A 17,683-nucleotide genomic window follows, 5' to 3' on the forward strand; every position below is an offset into this window, starting at 1 on the left:
CTGATGGCCGATCTTGGCGCGGCGGAGCGGCTTGAGGGATTCAGCCTGCTTGATCCGATGACGCAGAGCGATCCCTTTGCGATGTACGAGGCGATGCAGGACGCGCCGGGGATCTACCGGATGCCGGAGACGGGGTTCTATATCGTCTCGCGCTATGCCGATCTGCGGGCCGTGCTGACCGATCCGGTGACGTTTTCCAACAAGGTGGACCGCGCTTCGTTGCAAGGACCGGAGAATGCCGAAAGGCTGCGCGCCTATATGGAGAGCAAGGGCTGGCCGCATATTTCCACCCTGCAACGCACCGATGCGCCGGACCATGGGCGCTACCGCAAGCTGGTGGACCGTGTGTTCACCGTCGGGCGCGTGCGGGAGATGACGCCGCACATCGAGGAGGTCGCGCATGGCCTGATCGACACCTTCGCGGCGCGTGGTGAGTGCGAATTCATCAGCGAATACGCGATGTTGCTGCCCGGCACGATTCTCGCCGAGGAGATGGGCCTGCCTTCCGATCAGGTCACGACGTTCAAGAAGTGGGCCGATGCCATGCTCGCCCCGGCATCCTACGTGATGAGCGAGGAGCAATTGCTGCGCAACGCCGACATCGAACTGGAGGCGCAGCACCACCTTGCCGCGCTGTTCGAGGAGCGCCGGGCGCGGCCGACGGGGGACTGGATTTCCGCGCTCGCCACCGCCCATGCGGATACCGAGGAACCGTTGTCGATGGCGGAGCTGCAGAGCGTGATGAGCCAGCTCATCGGCGGCGGTTTCGAATCGACGATGACCGCCATCGGGCACGCCATGATGCAATTGCTCAACCACCCCGACCAGATGGCGCGGCTGCGCGAAGATCCCAAGCGGATCAAGAACTTCGTCGAGGAAGTCATCCGCTTCGAGAGCCCCACGCAGGGCCTGCGCCGCCGCACCACGCGCGACGTGGAACTGAGCGGCACGGTGATCCCGAAGGACTCGGTGGTGATCGTCCGCTACGGCGCCGCCAACCGCGATGCCGCCAAGTTCGCCTGCCCGCACATGTTCGACATGGAGCGCAGCAACGCCGGCACCCACCTGGCGTTCGGCGCGGGCACGCACTTCTGCGTCGGCGCCGTGCTGGCGCGGCAGGAGATCGCCATCGGCATCACCGCCATCCTCGAACGGCTGGGCGACATCGAACTGGCGCGCCCGCTGACCGAGCCGATCCACCGCGCCAACTTCCTGACGCTGCCCTTGCGCGAACTGCCGATCCGGTTCCGCGCGCGCCGATGACCCGCAAGCAAGACCGCATCGAACTGTTCGTCGTCGTGAAGGGCCATGCCTTCTCGCGCGATGGCCTGGAGGCGATGCTGCGCGCCATCGGCTGCGAGCCGACTTTCGTGGACCAGCCCGCCGCCGCCGTACTGCTCAATCCCGAGCAGATGCGGCGCTACGACGCGCTGTTGTTCTACGACATGCCGGGTCTGGACTTTCGCGCCCCAGCGGCAGAGCGGCCCGGATTCATCGCACCCCCTGCGCATTTTACACAGGGTTTCGAGGAACTTATGGCCGAAGGCAAAGGCATGGTCGTGCTCCATCACGCCATTGCCGGGTGGCCCGCCTGGCCGCGCTATGCCGAGGCGATCGGGGGGCAGTTCCTCTATCGCGATGCCGTGATCGACGGCGCGCCGCGTGCCGATTCCGGCTACCTCGGCGACGTGGCCTATGCCGCGAGGATCGCCGATCCGAAGCACCCGGTCACGGCCGGATTGTCGGGGCGGATCGATCTTGTCGACGAGTTGTACCTCCAGCAGGTCTTCAACGATCCGGCGATCCACCCCCTGCTCTACCTCGACGACGAAGTGGCGCCCGAGCGGTTTCATTCGGCGCGCCGCGCCGTCCAGCGGCTTGGTGACGGCGAAGGGGAACCGTGGCGTCCCGCGCCGCTCAATCCGCTGCTGGCATGGGCAAAGCCGGCGGGAAATTCGCCGCTCGTCTATATCCAGCCCGGGGACAGCGCGCAGACTTACGAGAACCCGCATTACCGGCAACTGGTCAGCAATGCGGTGCGGTGGGTGGCGAGCGACGAGGCACGCGAATGGGCGCGGCAACGCTCGGCCCAACACACGACCTGACCGGAAAAACCACCTCGCCGTTGCGAGCGTCGCGAAGCCATCCGGAGCGGTGCAAACGGCCCTGGATGGCTTCGCTACGCTCGTAATGACGGCGGCTGAGGAGAGGCACCCAAACGGTACTTAACGGCACCTAGCGATACCCTAACGCCGCCCTAGTGGCATCCCGCGAGCACGTAAGCCGCGCTTGGACAGCCTCTATCGCAGGCACCAAAACCCGCATCTGCTGCAAAATTCGCGTGATTTAAAAAGGCAGTTGCCTTAATTTAAAACCACGATAAGTTAAGTCCGTCGCACCAAATTTAACGATACAACTGCGGCTCGAACCACGCGCAAACGCGAAAACAAGCATGGTCGAGGGGAACCTGAAATGATCGAATCGATGAACCAAAAGTCGTGCCGTGGCGCCTTGCTGGCGGGCACCGCACTGCTGTGCATCACCGGCGGGGCACAGACCGCGCTAGCGCAGGATACCGCCCAAAACGCCGCACAGGATGCTTCAGCGCCTCAGAGCGAGACCGCGCCCGCCGCGATGAACGATATCGTCGTCACCGCCCGCCGCCGTGCGGAATCGGCGCAGGAGGTGCCGGTGGCCGTCACCGTCATCTCGGCGCAGGATATCGCGCGCCGCGACCTCACCAGCCTGGAACGCATCGCCGCCGCCACGCCGCAGCTGGTGATCGGGCGCAATGTCTCGGGCTCCGGCGCGCAGCTGACCTTGCGCGGCATCGGCTCCAACTCGCTGTCGATCGGCGTCGAGCAGTCGGTCGCGGTCATCGTCGACGGCGTCTACTACGGCCAGGGCCGCACCATCAACGAGGGGTTCTTCGACCTCGCCTCGATGGAAATCCTCAAAGGCCCCCAATCGCTGTTCTTCGGCAAGAACGCGACGGCAGGCGTGATCTCGATCACCACCGCCAACCCGACCGACCACTTCACGGCGCAGATGCGCACCGGCTACGAATTCAACGCGCAGAAGGTCTACGCCGAAGGCTTCGTCTCCGGCCCGATCGGCGATACGGCGGGCTTCCGCCTTGCCGTACGCGGATCGAAGGACTTCGGATCGCTGTTCGACAACCGCGCCGGGCCGATCACCTACAACACCCGCGACACGCCGACCGCAACCACGGTGGCCCCCAACACCGCGCACACCGCCCTGCCCAGCAAGGCCGGCCCGCGCGAGCGCGACATCCTGGTCCGCGGCACCCTGCGCTGGGAGCCCACCGATGACCTGACCGCCACGGTCAAGGCCAACTACGGCTGGAACAGGACTTACGGCGGCGCGTGGAACTACAACGTGTTCGCCTGCGACGGCGGCACCAGCACGACGACGCCCGGCGTCGCCTGCACGCCCGGCTTCTACAACCGCATGAACGATCTGCCCAAGGACATCGCGGACCAGACCGCGCTGGTGAAGGACCACAACTTCAACGACTACCGTTCGTGGGGCGTCACCGGCAACATCGACTACCAGCTAGGCGACCTCGCGGTAACCTCGGTCACCAACTACAATTTCAACCGCAACCACTGGACCGCGGACATCGATTACCAGTCGTCGCCCACGGTCAACATCTGGGGCGGCGAAGTCAGCCGGTGGAAGGCGTTCAGCCAGGAATTGCGCGTGCTTTCGCAGTTCGACGGCCCGCTCAACTTCCTCGTCGGTGGCTATTACCAGAACACGAAGCGCACCTTCGACCAGGTCGTCATCAACGCCAATGCCGAGAACAGCGCCGCGCCCGAGGGCTATCGCTACGTCCAGTATGCCAAGGAATCGACGACCGACGGCGAAACCCTGTCGGGCTACGGCCAGCTGATCTGGAAGGTCATCCCCGAGATCGAGGTGACCGGCGGCGTGCGCTACATCCACGAGACCAAGGACAGCACGTTCTTCCAGCCTTACGCCAATCCGCGCTTCGCGGGCGTCAACTACGACGTGACCCGGCGCCTCGCGGCCAACCAGACGTTCACCAACTGGTCGCCCGAAGCGACGGTAGCGTGGAAGGTGACGCCGGACATCAACGTCTACGGTGCCTTCAAGACGGCCTACAAGTCGGGCGGCTTCTCCAACAGCTCGATCCTGACGCCGCGCACCGAGGCGGACTTCTTCACCTTCGATCCGGAGAAGGGCAAGGGCTTCGAGGCAGGCATCAAGACGATGCTGTTCGACCGCCAGCTGCGCTTCAACGTCAGCCTCTATACCTTCAAGTACACCGACCTTCAGGTGACCTATCTGGACTCGGCGGCGCTCAGCTACAACTCGGTCAACGCCGGTTCGGCACGCACGCGCGGCGTCGAGGTGGAGTTCGACTATGCGCCGCGCGGTCTTCGCGGGTTCGGGCTGAACGGATCGATCAACTACAACAAGGCGAATTACGGGGACGGCATCGCGCCGTGCTACGGCGGCCAGTCGCTGGCGAACGGCTGCACGCCCGGCCTGCTGGTGCCGCCGGTGCCCGCGACCGGCACGACTCCGTCGCGGCCGGGCACGCCGGGCCAGAACCTCGACGGCGTGTCCACTTTCGCCGCGCCGCGCTGGACCGCGACGCTGGGGATGAAGTACGACACCGACATCAGCGACGGGCTGACCGCCGGGTTTGGGGTCGATAGCCGCTACAGCTCCAGCTATCTGACCTCGGCCTTCGGCTCGCCGCTGTCGCGCCAGGGATCGTACATCAACCTCGACGCGCAGATCCACATCCGCACCGCCGACGAGCGTTGGGAACTGGCGCTGCTGGGCAAGAACCTGACCAACCGCTTCGTCGTCACCGGCGTCACCGACGCCTCCGGCTCGGGGCTCGGCACCGGGACCAACGCCAACCGCATCGCCGACCAGGCCGGGTTCGGCGCCATGCCGCGCACGATCGCGCTGCAGCTGACCTGGCGCATGCCCTGAGCGGCGGCCGATCATAATCACGGAGACAGCCTTGCCCCAACCCGACCTTCTCGATCTTCACGGTTCTTCGGCGCTGCAGGCGCTGACGGTCGGCGGCACACTTGCCCGTGCCGCCGACCGGTTCGCCGACCGTCCCGCGCTCGTCTACGACGGGCGGGAGGCGACTTATGCCGAACTCTTCGCGCAAGTCGTCGAGCGGGCGCGGTCGTTGGTAGGGCTGGGGGTGAAGCCGGGGGACCATGTCGGCGTGCTGGCGCCCAACTGCTGGGACTACGTGGTCCTGTACTATGCGATCGAGATGGTGGGCGGCTGCGCGGTTCTGCTCAATGCGCGGTATCGGGCGGACGACCTCGCCTACGTCATCCCCAAGTCGCAGATCAGCCTGCTGTTCGTGGGCGGCCATGCCTGGCGGCACTGCGACTACCGGCCGATGCTGGGGGAGGTCTTTCCCGAGCTGGCCGGATGGAGCGGGGGCGAACTGTCGGTCGCAGCCGCACCGGCGCTGCGCGGCGTGATCGAACTGGGTGACGAGCGCCCCGGCAACTGGCCCGGCCTCGCCATGCTGGAAGCCGCCGCCGAGGGCGTCGGCGCCGACGCCGTGATGGAGCGGGCGGCGGCGGTCGAGCCTGACGACGTGGGCCTCATCATCTTCAGTTCGGGCACCACCTCGCGCCCCAAGGCCTGCATGCTCACGCACGGGTCGCTCAGCCGGATGGGCACCGCGATGGCGGGGCGTTTCCGGCTGACGGAGCAGGACCGGGTCTGGGACCCGCTGCCGCTGTTCCACATGTCGACGATCCTGCCGATGGCCGGGTGCCGGGCGACGGGCGCCTGCTTCATCGGCATGGGGCACTTCTCCGCCGACGAGGCGATGGACCTGCTGATCGAGCGGCGGCCGACCGTGCAGTACGCGGGTTTCCCGACGATCATCTCGGCGCTGGTGACGCATCCGCAGTTCGACCGCTACGACCAGTCGGACCTGCGGATCAACCACGTGGTCGGCCCGGTCGACCTCATGCGCCGCTACGGAACTCTGTTTCCGGGCGCGAAGTACGTCAACAGCTACGGCCTGACCGAAGGCACCGGCGTGCCCTGCTACAGCGAGATCGACGACCCCGACGACGTCCTGTTCGAAACCTCCGGCCCGATCTGCGAGGGGATGGAACTGGCGATCTTCGGCGCGGACGACCGGATCGTCCCCGACGGTGAGCCCGGAGAGATCCGCATGCGCGGCTTCGGCGTCTTCGCGGGCTACTTCGACGATGCCGAGGCCACCGCCGCCGCCGTTGATGCCGGGGGCTGGCTCCATACCGGCGACCTTGGCCGGATCGGCGCGATGGGGCGCGTGGTCTACGAAGGGCGCCTCAAGGACATGCTCAAGATCGGCGGCGAGAACGTGGCCGCCGTCGAACTGGAGAGCTTCCTCGCTACGCACCCGGCGATCCGCATGGCGCAAGTCGTCGGCGTGCCGGACGAACGGTTGATGGAAGTCGCCGCCGCCTTCATCGAACTCAACCCCGGCGAAGCCTTGAGCGAAGAGGACGTCGCGCGCCACTGCGCAGGCCGGATCGCCAGCTACAAGATCCCGCGCTACGTCCGGTTCGTCGAAAGCTGGCCGATGAGCGCCACCAAGGTCCAGAAATTCGAACTGCTGCGCGGCTTCACGCCGGAACGCAAGATCGACCCGGCCGGCCTCGCAAAGTGACGGTCGTGACGCCCATCCGCGAAGCCGGCGCCGATTACCCGGAGGCCGCCCCCGAACCGCAGGGGGGATCGCGGGCGGGCTGGTATCTGATCTTCGTCCTCACCCTGGCCTACACCGCCAGTTTCATCGACCGGCAGGTTCTCAACCTGCTGGTCGGCCCGATCAAGGCCGAGTTCGGGCTCGACGATACCCGCCTCAGCCTGCTGCAGGGCCTTGCGTTCACTGCAGCCTACGTCGTCATGAGCCCGGTGTTCGGACGCATCGCCGATGTCGGCAGTCGCAAGGGCGTGCTGATGTTCGGCATCGCCTTGTGGAGTATCGGCACCAGCGCCTGCGGCCTCGCGCGCAGCTACTGGCAGCTGTTCCTGGCGCGCTTCGGCGTCGGCGGGGCGGAAGCCTGCCTGACCCCGGCCGCATGGTCGATCATCGCCGACGCCTTCCCGCCGCGCCTTATCCCGCGCGCCTTCAGCGTCTACATGATGGGGCCATACCTCGGCGGAGGCCTCGCGCTGATCTTTGGCGGATTGCTGCTGCAGGGCGCGGAAGGCTGGGACTTGTCTGCGGTGCCGCTACTGGGCGCGATGAAGCCGTGGCAGTTGGTGTTCTTCTGCGCGGGCCTGCCCGGCGTGCTGATCGCGCTGCTGCTGGTCTTCGTGAAGGAACCCGCCCGCCGCGCCGCTACCGCAAACGCCGAGGTACAGACGATGTCGTCGGCAGAAATCTGGGCGACGTTCCGGCGCTGGCGCGGGTTCTACGGCAATTTCTACCTGGGCATGCCGCTGTTCATCATCCCGCTCTACGCCTTCCCCGCGTGGATGCCGACTGTGCTGATCCGCAAGTTCGGCGTCTCCGCCGCGCAAGTGGGTGTGCAGTACGGCATTGCCGTGCTCATCACCGGATCGCTCAGCGTGCTGGTCAGCCCCTGGGTGGCCCGCGCGGTGGAGCGCATGGGACGGCGCGACAACCTGCTTCTGGTCGCGCTGGGCGCCTCGGTCGCGATGGTGCCGCTCAGCCTCGCGCTCATGGCCGCCACCGATTACTGGACCGCCTTTGCCATCGCGACGGCGGCGAGCGTGCTCTACAGCTTGCCTCAGGCGCTTTCGTCCTCCGCGCTGCAGCTGGTGACGCCCAACCGGATGCGCGGCATCGCCTCGTCCATCTACGTCTTCGTCGTCAGCGTGGCCGGGCTGGCGCTGGCACCTACGTTCGTCGCGCTCATCACCGACCATGTCTTCGGCGACGAGGGCCGCGTGGGCGACTCCCTCGCCATCACCTGCGCCGTCGCGGCGGCAGCATCGACGGTGTTCATCGCCCGCGCCCTGCCCACGTATCGCCGGATGCTGGACGAGGCGGCGTAAGACCGGATGGCTTCAAACCTCCTTGGCAGCACGTCACCTTTCATCCTCATTGCGAGCGCAGCGAAGCAATCCAGGGCAGCTTTACACCGCCCTGGATTGCTTCGCTGCGCTCGCAATGACGGACATGAGGAGGCGGGCTCAACGGACGAACGTGAAGGTCAGTCGGCCTTGATCATGTCGGCGAACAGCGGCGCATGACGATGGTTGTAAGGCGCGGTCAGCGCGACGGTCATCTGCACCATGGTATCGTCCACCAGCGCATCGAGCGTGATGCCCTGATCGAAGTGCGGAAAGCCGCTGTCCCGCCGCATCAGCATGTTGAGGAACATCAGCTTGCACAGCCCCACGCGCAAACGCAGCTCCACCGGCGGCACGTAGTTCACGCGCTCGACGATCAGCCGGCGCACCCGGCGCAGCGCGGGCACAGGAACCTCAGGATCGTCGTAAGGGTGCGGAATGCCTTCCGCACGGGTGCGGGTGAGGTACTGGGCGAGGAAGGCGGAGTACGGATGCCGCCCGTTCTCGTCGCTGATCGTCAGGTGCGGCAGGCACATGATCTCCAGCAGCGTGCGCGCATCGCCGAGCAGCCCCGCTTCCTCGGCGCGGTCGAGCATGGCGGCGCGCAGCGGCTCGAACATCTCGATGCGGTAGTCGAAGATCGCGTAGACCAGCGCTTCCTTGGTGCCGAAGTGGTACTGGACGGCGGTATTGTTGCCCTGCCCTGCCGCCGCCGCGATCTCGCGCAGGGCGACGCCGTCGATCCCGCGATCGGCGAAGAGCTTCTCGGCGGCCTCGATGATCTTGATCCGCGTCGCGGCGGAAGTGACGTGGCGGCGACGCCCGCGCTCCGGCGCAGTTCCGGTCTCGCTGGCTGCGGTGTCATTGGGATCGGATCGGATGGTGTCGTGCATGGCGTTACCCTCCTGTCCCGGCCGCGCTGCTTCGGCAAGGCCCCATGGCCCGCCGCGCCGATCATGACCATCTTGCTGCCCCCGGCGCAAGCCCTTGCAGTGCAGCATCGCCACTATCACGCGGGTCAGGCCCGCGATTTTCCCGGGAGAGCATGACATGAATGAAGCCAGGGTCGCCGTTGTCACCGGCGCCGCGCAAGGCATAGGCCGCGCCGTCGCCGAGAGGCTGGCGCAAACGGGGCACCGGCTGGCGCTGCTCGACGTCAAGGGCCTCGATGCCGTCGCCGATGCCCTGCCCGGCAGCCTCGCCCTGCGCTGCGACGTGGCCGACCCGGCCAGCGTCGAGGACTGCGTGGGGCGCATCGCCGCCGAGTGGGGCCATGTCGACGTGTTGGTCAACAATGCCGGGATCAGTCCCAGTCACGGCGGCCGCTCGCTGCCTGTCGAGGAGACCGATATCGACGAATGGCACCGCGTGATCGCGGTCAATCTCACCGGCACTTTCCTGATGTGCCGGGCCGTGCTGCCGGTGATGAAGCCGCGCGGATGGGGCCGTATCGTCAACTTCTCCTCGCAAGGCGGCCGCATGCGCTCGCGCCTGTCGGGCGCGCACTACGGCGCGACCAAGGCAGGCGTGATCGGCTTTACCCGCGTACTCGCCGGGCAGGTCGGCGCCCACGGCATCACCGCAAACTGCATCGCGCCGGGCCGCATCGTCACCCCGCAAAGCGAAGGCTTCGGCGACAAGGGCACATACACCGACGACATCCCCGTCGGCCGTCTGGGCGAGACCGACGACATCGTCGCGGGCGTGGAGTACCTGATCTCCGAGCGTGCCGCCTTCGTCACGGGGACGGTGCTGGACGTCAACGGCGGGTTCTTCATGCCGTAATTCTCCAAAAAACAATCCCGTGACAAATATTTAACCTGACCAAAGACGCACTTGTGTAATACCGCCTCTACAATGGCTTAGGGCGTGGTTGCGACTGCCACGCTCTTCGAACGGGGGACTACTGGTGCGATCGAACAAGACGTGGACGGCATGCGCGTGCGTGCTGGCTCTGCTGGTGACTTCATGTGGCGGCGGCGGAAGCGGCGGGAGCGAAGGCGGTTCCACGCCGACGCCAACGCCGACCCCTGCCCCCACTTCGACACCCACGCCGGTGGCCGGGTGCTCGCTGCGCGAACGGCAGGACTGGGCGGAAGCGCAGCTGCGCGAATGGTATCTCTTCCCCGAGACCCTGCCCGCGAATGCCAATCCCGCAGCCTACACCACGCTCGACGACTACATCGATTCGCTGACCGCCAATGCCCGCGCCCAGAACCGGGACCGCTTCTTCACCTATCGCACCTCGATCGCGGAAGAGAACGCCTATTACGAGCAGGGCTCCTCGGCCGGGCTCGGCGTCCGCCTGGGCGTCAATTCCGCCGCCCGCCGCCTGTTCGTGATCGAGGCGTTCGAAACCGGTCCGGGGGCGACTGCCGGGATGCGGCGCGGCACCGAAATCCTCGCCATCGGCACCAGTTCGGGCAACCTGCAGACCGTGCAGTCGCTTTGGGTGGCAGGCGGCGTCAACGCGGTCGCCGATGCGCTCGGCCCGGACGAGGCGGGCGTTACCCGCGTGCTCCAGATCAGCGACGCCAGCGGAACGCGCAACATCACCGTCGCCAAGCGCGACTTCGCGCTGCAGCCGGTGTCCAGCACTTACGGCTACAAGGTCATCGACCAGGGCGGGCGCAAGGTCGGCTATCTCAACTTGCGCACCTTCATCTCCACCGCCGAGCCGCAGATGCGCACCGCTTTCGCCGCCTTCCGTGCGGCGGGCGTGACGCAGCTGGTGGTGGACTTGCGCTACAACGGCGGCGGGCTGATCTCCGTGGCCGAGCTGATGAGCAACCTGATGGGCGCCAACCGCACCGCGTCGGACGTCTTCTCCCACACCGTCTTCCGGCCGGAAAAGTCCGCCGAAAACACCACGGCCTACTTCGCGGCGCAGGCCGAATCGGTCGCGCCGACGAAGATCGCCTTCATCACCTCGGGCGGCACCGCCTCGGCGAGTGAGCTGGTGATCAACAGCTTCCTTCCCTACCTCAATGCCGACGTGGCGCTGATCGGCGCGAATACCTACGGCAAGCCGGTGGGACAGATCGCGATCGACCGGCCCTCATGCGACGACCGCCTGCGCATCGTGGCGCTCAAGACGCAGAACAGCGCGGGCGAAGGCGACTATTTCAACGGTCTGGCCGACCGCATGAAGAGCACCTGCACCAGCAACGACGACATCAGCTACGACATGGGCGACCCGCGCGAGGATTCGACCCGCGTGGCGCTACAGTTCCTGTCCGGCCAGAGCTGCACACCGATCATCGGCCAGAGCATGGCACGCATGGCGGTGACGCCGGACACGTCCGAAAAGCGGGACATCCTCGCCCCGGCGCGGCCCAGCACCCCGCAGCGCGAGGTGCCGGGTCTGTTCTAGTTCTGGCCCGACCTCCCCTTTTGCCCGGTTGCGGCCGGGCGGGGACTCCTCGACCCTGTGGTTGCCGGTCTACGGCACCACGGGAAAGAGGAGAGGCCATGAAGCGCGCATTGTTCCAGCAAGCCTGGTTCGTGAACAGCATCGACGAGGCCGCGCAGAAGTGGTCCGACGCCTTCGGCGCCGGGCCGTTCTGCATGGTCCGCCACCACCACTGCGACGAGTTCACTTATCGCGGCACCACCGAGGAAGCGGACGTTTCCTATGCCTTCGGCTATCTCGGCGACATGATGATCCAGTTCATCGAGCAGCACGACGACAAGCCCTCGATCTACCGCGACATGTTCGCGAAAGGCGAGGAAGGCTTCCACCACATCGCCTACCTGGTCTCGGACTTCGCGGGCGAGCGGCAGCGCTGGATCGACATGGGCTATCCGCTGGCCACCGAACTATGGGCGGACGAGGTCAACGCGGCCTACTTCGATACCCGTGCGCTGAACGGCGGCTTCACCGAGATCCACGGCGACCCGCCGCACATCATGGGCCTCTTCGCGCACTGGAAACGGCTCCACGACGCGCGCACGGCGGACACCCCGGCGGCCTACGAAATGCAGGACCTCGCGTTCTACCGGCGCGCGCCGCTGTTGGAGACGGCCTGACCCCGGATTACGCGCGGCTCTCCATCTCCGCCCACGCCCGTGCGAAGGCCCGGGCGTTCGCGGCGATCTCGGCGGTGCTCATGCCAACCTTGTAGAGCGCCGAGCCAAGGCCGAAGCCGTCCGCGCCCGCCTGGCGCCAGGGCTCCATATTGGTCGGCGAGATGCCGCCCACCGCCAGCAGCGGCACGTCCTTGGGGAGCACGGCACGCTGGGCCTTGACCACCGCGGGGCTGGCGGCCTCGGCCGGAAACAGCTTGAGGCCGCTTGCCCCCGCCGCGAGCGCCGCGAACGCCTCGCTCGGCGTGAAGTAGCCCGGCAGCGAGACGAGGCCGCGACGGGCGCTCTCGGCGATCACGGCGACGTCGGTATTGGGCGAGACGATCATCGCGCCGCCCGCGTCCTGCACCTCGGCGACCTGCCCGACCGTCAGCACCGTGCCCGCGCCGACGATCGCCCGGTCGCCGACGCGCCGCGCCAGCTTCTCGATGGTGACGAGCGGATCGGGCGAATTGAGCGGCACTTCGATCAGGCGGAAGCCCGCCTCGACCAGAACGTCGGCGGCGGCCTCGATTTCGTCGGAGCGAATGCCGCGCAGGATCGCGACGAGGGGAAGCTGCGCAAGCGCGGTGGCAAGGTCGATCATGGAGTCATATCCCGGATGCGGGTGATGCCGGCGATGAAGGCAGCGTGACTGTCGACGACGACTGCCTCTCCCCCGGCGATTGAAATGGCGGCGGAATAGAGCCGCGCGAGCAGCCCATCCGCGAGGAGGTAGACGGTCTCCCCCGGCTTGATCCGGGCGCGGCAGTCGGTGCCGAGCAGCAGGCCGCTGACATAGGCCGCCGCCGTGCCGGGAGCCTGCGCACCCAGTACCGAGGCCGCGCGCACGCCGAACAGCGCAGCGAGCAGGTCACCGTCGGCGCTGGCCTCGACGCCCTTGCGGAACTCCGCGTCGGCATCGACTTCTCCGGTCATCTCGCTGCCGATCAGCGAATGGGCCTTGAGCATGGCGAACATCTCGCCCGTCATGGCGGTGGTGAAGTCGGCCAGCGCGCCGCCCCGCATGACCGCCCATTTGGCGTGGGTTCCGGGCTGGCACAGCAGAGCCTCGGCAGGCGCCAGCCCTGCCGCAACGGCGCCGAGAAGCTGAACTTCCTCGCCGCGCATCACGTCCTGTCGGCCATTCCTGTCGCGGCAGACGCCGGGGACTATGGCGACGCCCTCGACCGGCGAGACAAGCCCCGCCGCAAGCTCGGCGATTCCGGCAGGCGCGGCGACGTAGCCCGCGTCATGCCAGCCACGGTTGGAGCCGACCATGCCCGCCAGCAGCATCGGCAACCCGCCGTGCCGTGCGCGCAAGTCCGCGACGGCAGCAGGAAAACCACCCTCCGGGACCGAGAGTATGCCCTTGTCGTCCCGCTCGGCGGCGACGATCTCACCCCCCTCGATCACATAGGCGCGGCGATTGGTCGTGCCCCAGTCCACGGCGATGAAGGCGCTTGTCACCAGATCACCGCGCAAATCACGCAAGGCACCAGAACCACGGCAATCGCTCCTGCATTGGAACGGGTAGACGTCGCATAGCGCCCGTCTTCCGTCGAGATCGTATCCTTGCCGGGCCTCTTCATGGGCAACTGCATAAGAGAACGTATTTATAATATCAATCGTCACAATGACGCCGCAGCACTGTCAGCCCCCGTGGCTGAAGAATTCGACGATCGCGCCTTCGGGAGAGCGGACCGCGAACAGCGTGACGGTTCCGTAAGGCGCGATCACGAACGCCGCTGGCTCGATATGGAGTGACCCGCCCCGGCCGGCGATCGCGGCGGCATAGGCATGGGCATCGTCCACCTCAAAGCGCAGGCACAGGATGCCGACATTGGGCGCCGCGCAGTCGGCGTCGCAGCGGCGGCCGTACATCGCGGCGTTGTGGATCAACTCGACTCCGCCTACCGACGGGCCCGGCGGGTTGAAGATCACCACCCGGCGCTGCGCCCCGATCGCGGCGGGCAGCGGCAGGCCGAGCACATCGGCACCCGGCTCGGCCACGCCCTCGACCATGAAGTCGAGGTCCTTGTGCCAGCCCAACACGTCCACGTAGAACGCGATGGCGCCTTCGATATCCGCCACCATCTGCGTCGAATTGAACACCGGCGAAAGCCTGCCCGAAGGATCGAGCCCCGGCACTTCGGGCGAATAGCGCTGGATTACCGCGAGGTTCAATCCGTCCGGGCCGATCGCCACGACCTGCCGGACCGAGAAGTGCGCCTCGCTGTAGTCCACCGGCTCACCGAACGCCGTCCAGCCGTGGCGTTGCAGCCCGCGATAGACCTTATCGACGTCGGCCGAGAACATATCGACGTCGAAGATGCCGCCGGTGTCCCAGGTCCGCTGGCTGGAACGCATGACCTTCTGCTCCACCCCGTGGAAGCGCACCAGCCTGAGCGCGCCGCGCCCGGATACGGTGTTCTGCGGCACGAACAGCGCCTGCTCGATCCGCGTGCACTGTTGCGGAACATGCCATGCCGCGAACTGGGAAGGCGGAGCATCGGGCAAGTCGACGCGGTCATAGCCGCACACCTGCATTAAAGGCGCCGCCAGGCGTTCGATGTCGAAGGTGCTGACGACGGCTTCCTGAATGGGCTGGATGATCATGACCGGAAGATTGATCGCGGCTTGAGGCCCATGTCCCACGAGCAGCGCGCCAGTGTCCGACTGGCGAAGAAACCTCAGCGCTTCGAAGCGACCTCGGGGATGTCACTGGCGACCATCTCGCTGCGGTCGCGGGCAATCGACCAGAGCCGGCGCTTCGCCTTCGGATCCCAGTCGATCGCCTGCCCCGGCGTGGCGATGGCGAAGGTCTCTACCAGTTCGAGGCGCGAGCCGGCTTCCGGCAGGCGCAAGGCGTAGAGCTCGGGGCGATCGTGGCCGGTCACGTAGATCAGCCCGTCCGCGCCCCAGCTCATGCCGGAGCAGCTCTTGGGCGCCATGCGGGCGAGAACCTCCTCCGGGAAGGCCCAGGTCTGCTCGATGCGGAACTGTTCGTCCATCCGCGCCAGCACGGTGTAGCGATAGTCGCGCCCCGGCTCGCCACCCTTGCCCTCGTAGTTCGCGAAGACCGCCCACCACTTGCCGTCGTGCCGGTCGATCACGGTCAGCGATCCCGGGCCGAAACCGAGGCTGATGGTGCCGGAATGGCGCAGCGGGCGGGTGTCGAAGATCTCGATCGCGCTGGTCTGCGGCACCGCCGGGTAGTTGGAGGCGGCGCAGTAGAGCTTCGTCTGAACGACCGTGCAGCTGTTCATGTGGGGGAACAGGCGGCGCTCGCCCTGCCACTGGTCCACCTTTTTTTCGTCCGAGAGGCGGTATTTGCCGATGCGGTCGTTGTCGATCGCGTAGACGAACGTGCCGTCCGATGCGGCGCCCTGATGCGCCTCGGGCGCGGCCATCCGCATCGCCACGGGTGCCGCATCGGCGAGTACCGCCGCCGAGGCAAAAAGGGGAAGGACAGACAGCAGACGGATCATGGATGCGCACCTTCGAATGGGTCGCCGAGCGCTTACGACGGTCATGCTACGCTACCATGTCGCAGCGCATTTGCATGAAATCGCATGCGGGTTTGCATCTTTCCTGTTGCCCGATCCATCCCGGACAAGGCAGGAGGAGCGCAATCTCTTCGCAATTGCACACGGAAAATCAGTTTGGCCGCCAGCCCCGCCCGCAAGCGCCCCGAGCGCGCCCCAGTCCGCAAGACCGCCGAAAGCGCGCCCACCCGCCAGTCGATCAAGAGCGCGCAGACGCGCGGACGGCTGATCGAGGCGACGATCCAGTGCCTCGTCAAGGTCGGCTATTCCGGGACGACAACGCCGCTGGTCGCGGTGGAAGCCGGACTGTCGCGCGGGGCGATGCTCCACCATTTCGAGAACAGCGCGACGCTGATCCGCGCCACCATCGTCGAACTCCATGAGCGACGCCTGCGGGCCTTCCGCCGCTCGTCCGAAATCACCGAGCATGAACCCGCGACGATGGTGACGGCGTACTGGAAGCAGGTTCAGAAGCCCGCCTTCGTCGCCTTCCAGGAACTGGCGATGGCCGCGCGCACCGATGCCGATCTTGCCCAGATCATGCGCCCGCTGCAGGTCGAATACCGCGAGCGTTTCAATGCCGAGGCGATCGCCCTCTTCCCCGAATGGCAGTCCGAGCCCGAGCATTTCGCGCAGGCCATGGCCCTGTCGCAGACGCTCATCGAGGGTATGGCGACCGGCCTGATGACCGGCGCGCTCGCCGAGGCGATGGTGCCGCACATGCTCAAGATGCTGGAAGATCAGGTCCGCACCCTGCGGCCCGCCTGACGGCCCGCCCCTACCGAGCTACCCGACCGGCGGCATCACCGATGCACTCTCGGTCACGGTGAAGGCGCGGACACGGCTGCGGTCGAACAGGTTTTCCTCGTCCTCGGCGATCATCGCGGCGACCTGCGGATCGCCCAGCGCAGCAAAGCAGGCATCGCGCGTCGCCGCGTCGGGGAAGTCGATTTCCATCACCACGTCGTGATCGAACGGCTGGTCCGTCCCGTCCATCGGCGAAAGAAACCGGCGCACGTAGCGCGTGGCGTAGCCCGCCAGCACCTGCTCGCCGATCACGCGGTGGCTGCTTTCGTAGTAGGCGCGGAAGTCCTCGACGCTCATGCCTTCGCGGCGCTTGAGGAGCGTGATCACGGTCACCGTCATGCCAGCACGCCCATCCACTCGCGCATCCCGTCAAGCACCGCCTTCGCCCGCAGCGCCGGGTGCGAGAACGCCTCGCGTAGCGCAGCCGAGCGCAGTTCCAGCGACAGCGGAATGCCTTGCGGCAAGGCCTGCAGCATCGCCGCCAGCGGCAACGCGCCCTCGCCCGGCTGTTCGCGGAGATCGATGGCATCGGTGATGACCGCGTCGAAGTTCGCCGGATCGGGCCGTTCGGCCCGCGCGTCGCAGAACTGGGCGTAAGGCAGCAGCGCCGGATCGATGGCAGCGATCTGCCCGACCGTCGTGCCGGAGCGGTCGACGTGGATCGGATCGACCAGCACCGCGCGCAAGGGATGCCCCACCCGGTCGAGAATGCCGAGCGCCTGGCTCAGGGTCTTCACCTCGGTGAATATGCCGAATTCCAGCGCCACGCGCATTCCCGATCCCTCGGCATGGCGGCACAGGGCGGAGAGGCGCTCGATCGTCTCGCCCTCCTCGTGCGAGGATACGCAAAGCACGTTCGCCGCGCCGAGCTGCGCGCCAACCTCCAGCACCTTGCGGTGATCGTCGAGCGTGGTGTCGGGGCGGATCCACACGACCTCGACGTCGAGCACCGGCAGGCCGGTGCGCTGCAATGCTGCGCGCGCATCGCGGGTATGCTGCGCGGTCCATTCCAGCGGATCGACCCAGAGGCCGACCGCGTCGAACCCGGCAGCGGCACCTGCCTCGATCACGTCCACGGCGCCGAATTCGGGCAGGACGCCGGAGGCGAGGGATAGTTTATGCATTGTTTTCTCTCCCAAACCCACCCCGTCCGGCTAGTTCGCTGCGCTCTCAAGCCTCCCGGCCCT

17 protein-coding genes are annotated in these 17,683 nt (G+C 66.8%); 9 read left to right on the top strand and 8 right to left on the bottom strand.

Annotated features, from left to right (window positions below; all coding sequences use genetic code 11):
• Nucleotides 1-3 precede the first annotated feature (3 nt).
• The 5 genes from HWN72_RS24790 to HWN72_RS24810 all read left to right on the top strand — a co-directional run bounded on the left by HWN72_RS24790 (nt 4) and on the right by HWN72_RS24810 (nt 8,058).
• Complete coding sequence (locus HWN72_RS24790; protein WP_211151629.1) at nt 4-1,263, top strand: cytochrome P450; 1,260 nt, start codon at nt 4-6, stop codon at nt 1,261-1,263.
• Nucleotides 1,260-2,105, top strand: a complete 846-nt coding sequence (locus HWN72_RS24795; protein ID WP_211151630.1) for a ThuA domain-containing protein — start codon at nt 1,260-1,262, stop codon at nt 2,103-2,105. The genes HWN72_RS24790 and HWN72_RS24795 overlap by 4 nt, the downstream gene beginning before the upstream one ends.
• A gap of 379 nt (nt 2,106-2,484) precedes the next feature.
• Nucleotides 2,485-4,995 (top strand): TonB-dependent receptor, encoded by a 2,511-nt coding sequence (locus HWN72_RS24800; protein ID WP_211151631.1) that lies wholly within the window; start codon nt 2,485-2,487, stop codon nt 4,993-4,995.
• A 31-nt stretch (nt 4,996-5,026) separates the two neighbouring features.
• Entirely contained in the window at nt 5,027-6,700 is a 1,674-nt protein-coding gene (locus tag HWN72_RS24805) for an AMP-binding protein (protein WP_211151632.1), read from the top strand.
• 5 nt (nt 6,701-6,705) lie between these two features.
• Nucleotides 6,706-8,058, top strand: a complete 1,353-nt coding sequence (locus HWN72_RS24810) for an MFS transporter (RefSeq protein ID WP_211151633.1) — start codon at nt 6,706-6,708, stop codon at nt 8,056-8,058.
• Between the two features lie 158 nt (nt 8,059-8,216).
• Here HWN72_RS24810 and HWN72_RS24815 read toward each other — a convergent pair whose 3' ends face one another.
• Nucleotides 8,217-8,969 (bottom strand): TetR/AcrR family transcriptional regulator, encoded by a 753-nt coding sequence (locus HWN72_RS24815; RefSeq protein ID WP_211151634.1) that lies wholly within the window; start codon nt 8,967-8,969, stop codon nt 8,217-8,219.
• Nucleotides 8,970-9,126: 157 nt separating this feature from the next.
• Between HWN72_RS24815 and HWN72_RS24820 the strand changes: the two genes are divergently transcribed.
• From HWN72_RS24820 to HWN72_RS24830, 3 genes are all read left to right on the top strand, one after another.
• Complete coding sequence (locus tag HWN72_RS24820) at nt 9,127-9,861, top strand: SDR family NAD(P)-dependent oxidoreductase (RefSeq protein WP_008830242.1); 735 nt, start codon at nt 9,127-9,129, stop codon at nt 9,859-9,861.
• A 160-nt stretch (nt 9,862-10,021) separates the two neighbouring features.
• On the top strand, nt 10,022-11,449 hold the full coding sequence (locus HWN72_RS24825; protein WP_211151635.1) for a S41 family peptidase: 1,428 nt from the start codon (nt 10,022-10,024) through the stop codon (nt 11,447-11,449).
• A gap of 98 nt (nt 11,450-11,547) precedes the next feature.
• A complete protein-coding gene (locus tag HWN72_RS24830; RefSeq protein WP_036528541.1) occupies nt 11,548-12,105 on the top strand; it encodes a VOC family protein in 558 nt (185 codons plus the stop codon).
• Between the two features lie 7 nt (nt 12,106-12,112).
• On the opposite strand, the gene HWN72_RS24835 is transcribed toward HWN72_RS24830, so the two are convergent.
• From HWN72_RS24835 to HWN72_RS24850, 5 genes are all read right to left on the bottom strand, one after another.
• Complete coding sequence (locus HWN72_RS24835; RefSeq protein WP_036528543.1) at nt 12,113-12,748, bottom strand: 2-dehydro-3-deoxy-6-phosphogalactonate aldolase; 636 nt, start codon at nt 12,746-12,748, stop codon at nt 12,113-12,115.
• On the bottom strand, nt 12,745-13,611 hold the full coding sequence (locus HWN72_RS24840; protein WP_211151636.1) for a 2-dehydro-3-deoxygalactonokinase: 867 nt from the start codon (nt 13,609-13,611) through the stop codon (nt 12,745-12,747). Before HWN72_RS24840 ends, HWN72_RS24835 begins: the two co-directional genes overlap by 4 nt.
• Nucleotides 13,608-13,733 (bottom strand): hypothetical protein, encoded by a 126-nt coding sequence (locus HWN72_RS31665; RefSeq protein ID WP_256434625.1) that lies wholly within the window; start codon nt 13,731-13,733, stop codon nt 13,608-13,610. The genes HWN72_RS24840 and HWN72_RS31665 overlap by 4 nt, the downstream gene beginning before the upstream one ends.
• Before the next feature lie 61 nt (nt 13,734-13,794).
• Nucleotides 13,795-14,760 (bottom strand): VOC family protein, encoded by a 966-nt coding sequence (locus HWN72_RS24845; protein ID WP_036528544.1) that lies wholly within the window; start codon nt 14,758-14,760, stop codon nt 13,795-13,797.
• Between the two features lie 74 nt (nt 14,761-14,834).
• Nucleotides 14,835-15,632 carry a hypothetical protein gene (locus HWN72_RS24850; RefSeq protein ID WP_036528545.1) on the bottom strand — a complete coding sequence of 266 codons (798 nt, stop codon included), beginning with the start codon at nt 15,630-15,632 and terminating at the stop codon, nt 14,835-14,837.
• 174 nt (nt 15,633-15,806) lie between these two features.
• Between HWN72_RS24850 and HWN72_RS24855 the strand changes: the two genes are divergently transcribed.
• On the top strand, nt 15,807-16,457 hold the full coding sequence (locus HWN72_RS24855; protein WP_051587072.1) for a TetR/AcrR family transcriptional regulator: 651 nt from the start codon (nt 15,807-15,809) through the stop codon (nt 16,455-16,457).
• An 18-nt stretch (nt 16,458-16,475) separates the two neighbouring features.
• Here HWN72_RS24855 and HWN72_RS24860 read toward each other — a convergent pair whose 3' ends face one another.
• Both HWN72_RS24860 and HWN72_RS24865 read right to left on the bottom strand, forming a co-directional pair.
• On the bottom strand, nt 16,476-16,835 hold the full coding sequence (locus tag HWN72_RS24860) for an EthD domain-containing protein (protein WP_036528546.1): 360 nt from the start codon (nt 16,833-16,835) through the stop codon (nt 16,476-16,478).
• Nucleotides 16,832-17,620, bottom strand: a complete 789-nt coding sequence (locus tag HWN72_RS24865; RefSeq protein WP_036528547.1) for a sugar phosphate isomerase/epimerase — start codon at nt 17,618-17,620, stop codon at nt 16,832-16,834. Before HWN72_RS24865 ends, HWN72_RS24860 begins: the two co-directional genes overlap by 4 nt.
• Nucleotides 17,621-17,683 lie beyond the last annotated feature (63 nt).

Source organism: Novosphingobium sp. HR1a (assembly GCF_015594425.1).
GTDB classification, from domain to species: Bacteria; Pseudomonadota; Alphaproteobacteria; order Sphingomonadales; family Sphingomonadaceae; genus Novosphingobium; species Novosphingobium resinovorum_A.

Bases quoted from the DNA above. Each gene is read 5' to 3' on its own strand.
- HWN72_RS24790 (WP_211151629.1), top strand. From the start codon at position 4: ATGGCCGATCTTGGCGCGGCGGAGCGGCTTGAGGGATTCAGCCTGCTT.
- HWN72_RS24795 (WP_211151630.1), top strand. From the start codon at position 1,260: ATGACCCGCAAGCAAGACCGCATCGAACTGTTCGTCGTCGTGAAGGGC.
- HWN72_RS24800 (WP_211151631.1), top strand. From the start codon at position 2,485: ATGAACCAAAAGTCGTGCCGTGGCGCCTTGCTGGCGGGCACCGCACTG.
- HWN72_RS24815 (WP_211151634.1), bottom strand. From the start codon at position 8,969: ATGCACGACACCATCCGATCCGATCCCAATGACACCGCAGCCAGCGAG.
- HWN72_RS24820 (WP_008830242.1), top strand. From the start codon at position 9,127: ATGAATGAAGCCAGGGTCGCCGTTGTCACCGGCGCCGCGCAAGGCATA.
- HWN72_RS24830 (WP_036528541.1), top strand. From the start codon at position 11,548: ATGAAGCGCGCATTGTTCCAGCAAGCCTGGTTCGTGAACAGCATCGAC.
- HWN72_RS24835 (WP_036528543.1), bottom strand. From the start codon at position 12,748: ATGATCGACCTTGCCACCGCGCTTGCGCAGCTTCCCCTCGTCGCGATC.
- HWN72_RS31665 (WP_256434625.1), bottom strand. From the start codon at position 13,733: ATGAAGAGGCCCGGCAAGGATACGATCTCGACGGAAGACGGGCGCTAT.
- HWN72_RS24845 (WP_036528544.1), bottom strand. From the start codon at position 14,760: ATGATCATCCAGCCCATTCAGGAAGCCGTCGTCAGCACCTTCGACATC.
- HWN72_RS24850 (WP_036528545.1), bottom strand. From the start codon at position 15,632: ATGATCCGTCTGCTGTCTGTCCTTCCCCTTTTTGCCTCGGCGGCGGTA.
- HWN72_RS24860 (WP_036528546.1), bottom strand. From the start codon at position 16,835: ATGACGGTGACCGTGATCACGCTCCTCAAGCGCCGCGAAGGCATGAGC.
- HWN72_RS24865 (WP_036528547.1), bottom strand. From the start codon at position 17,620: ATGCATAAACTATCCCTCGCCTCCGGCGTCCTGCCCGAATTCGGCGCC.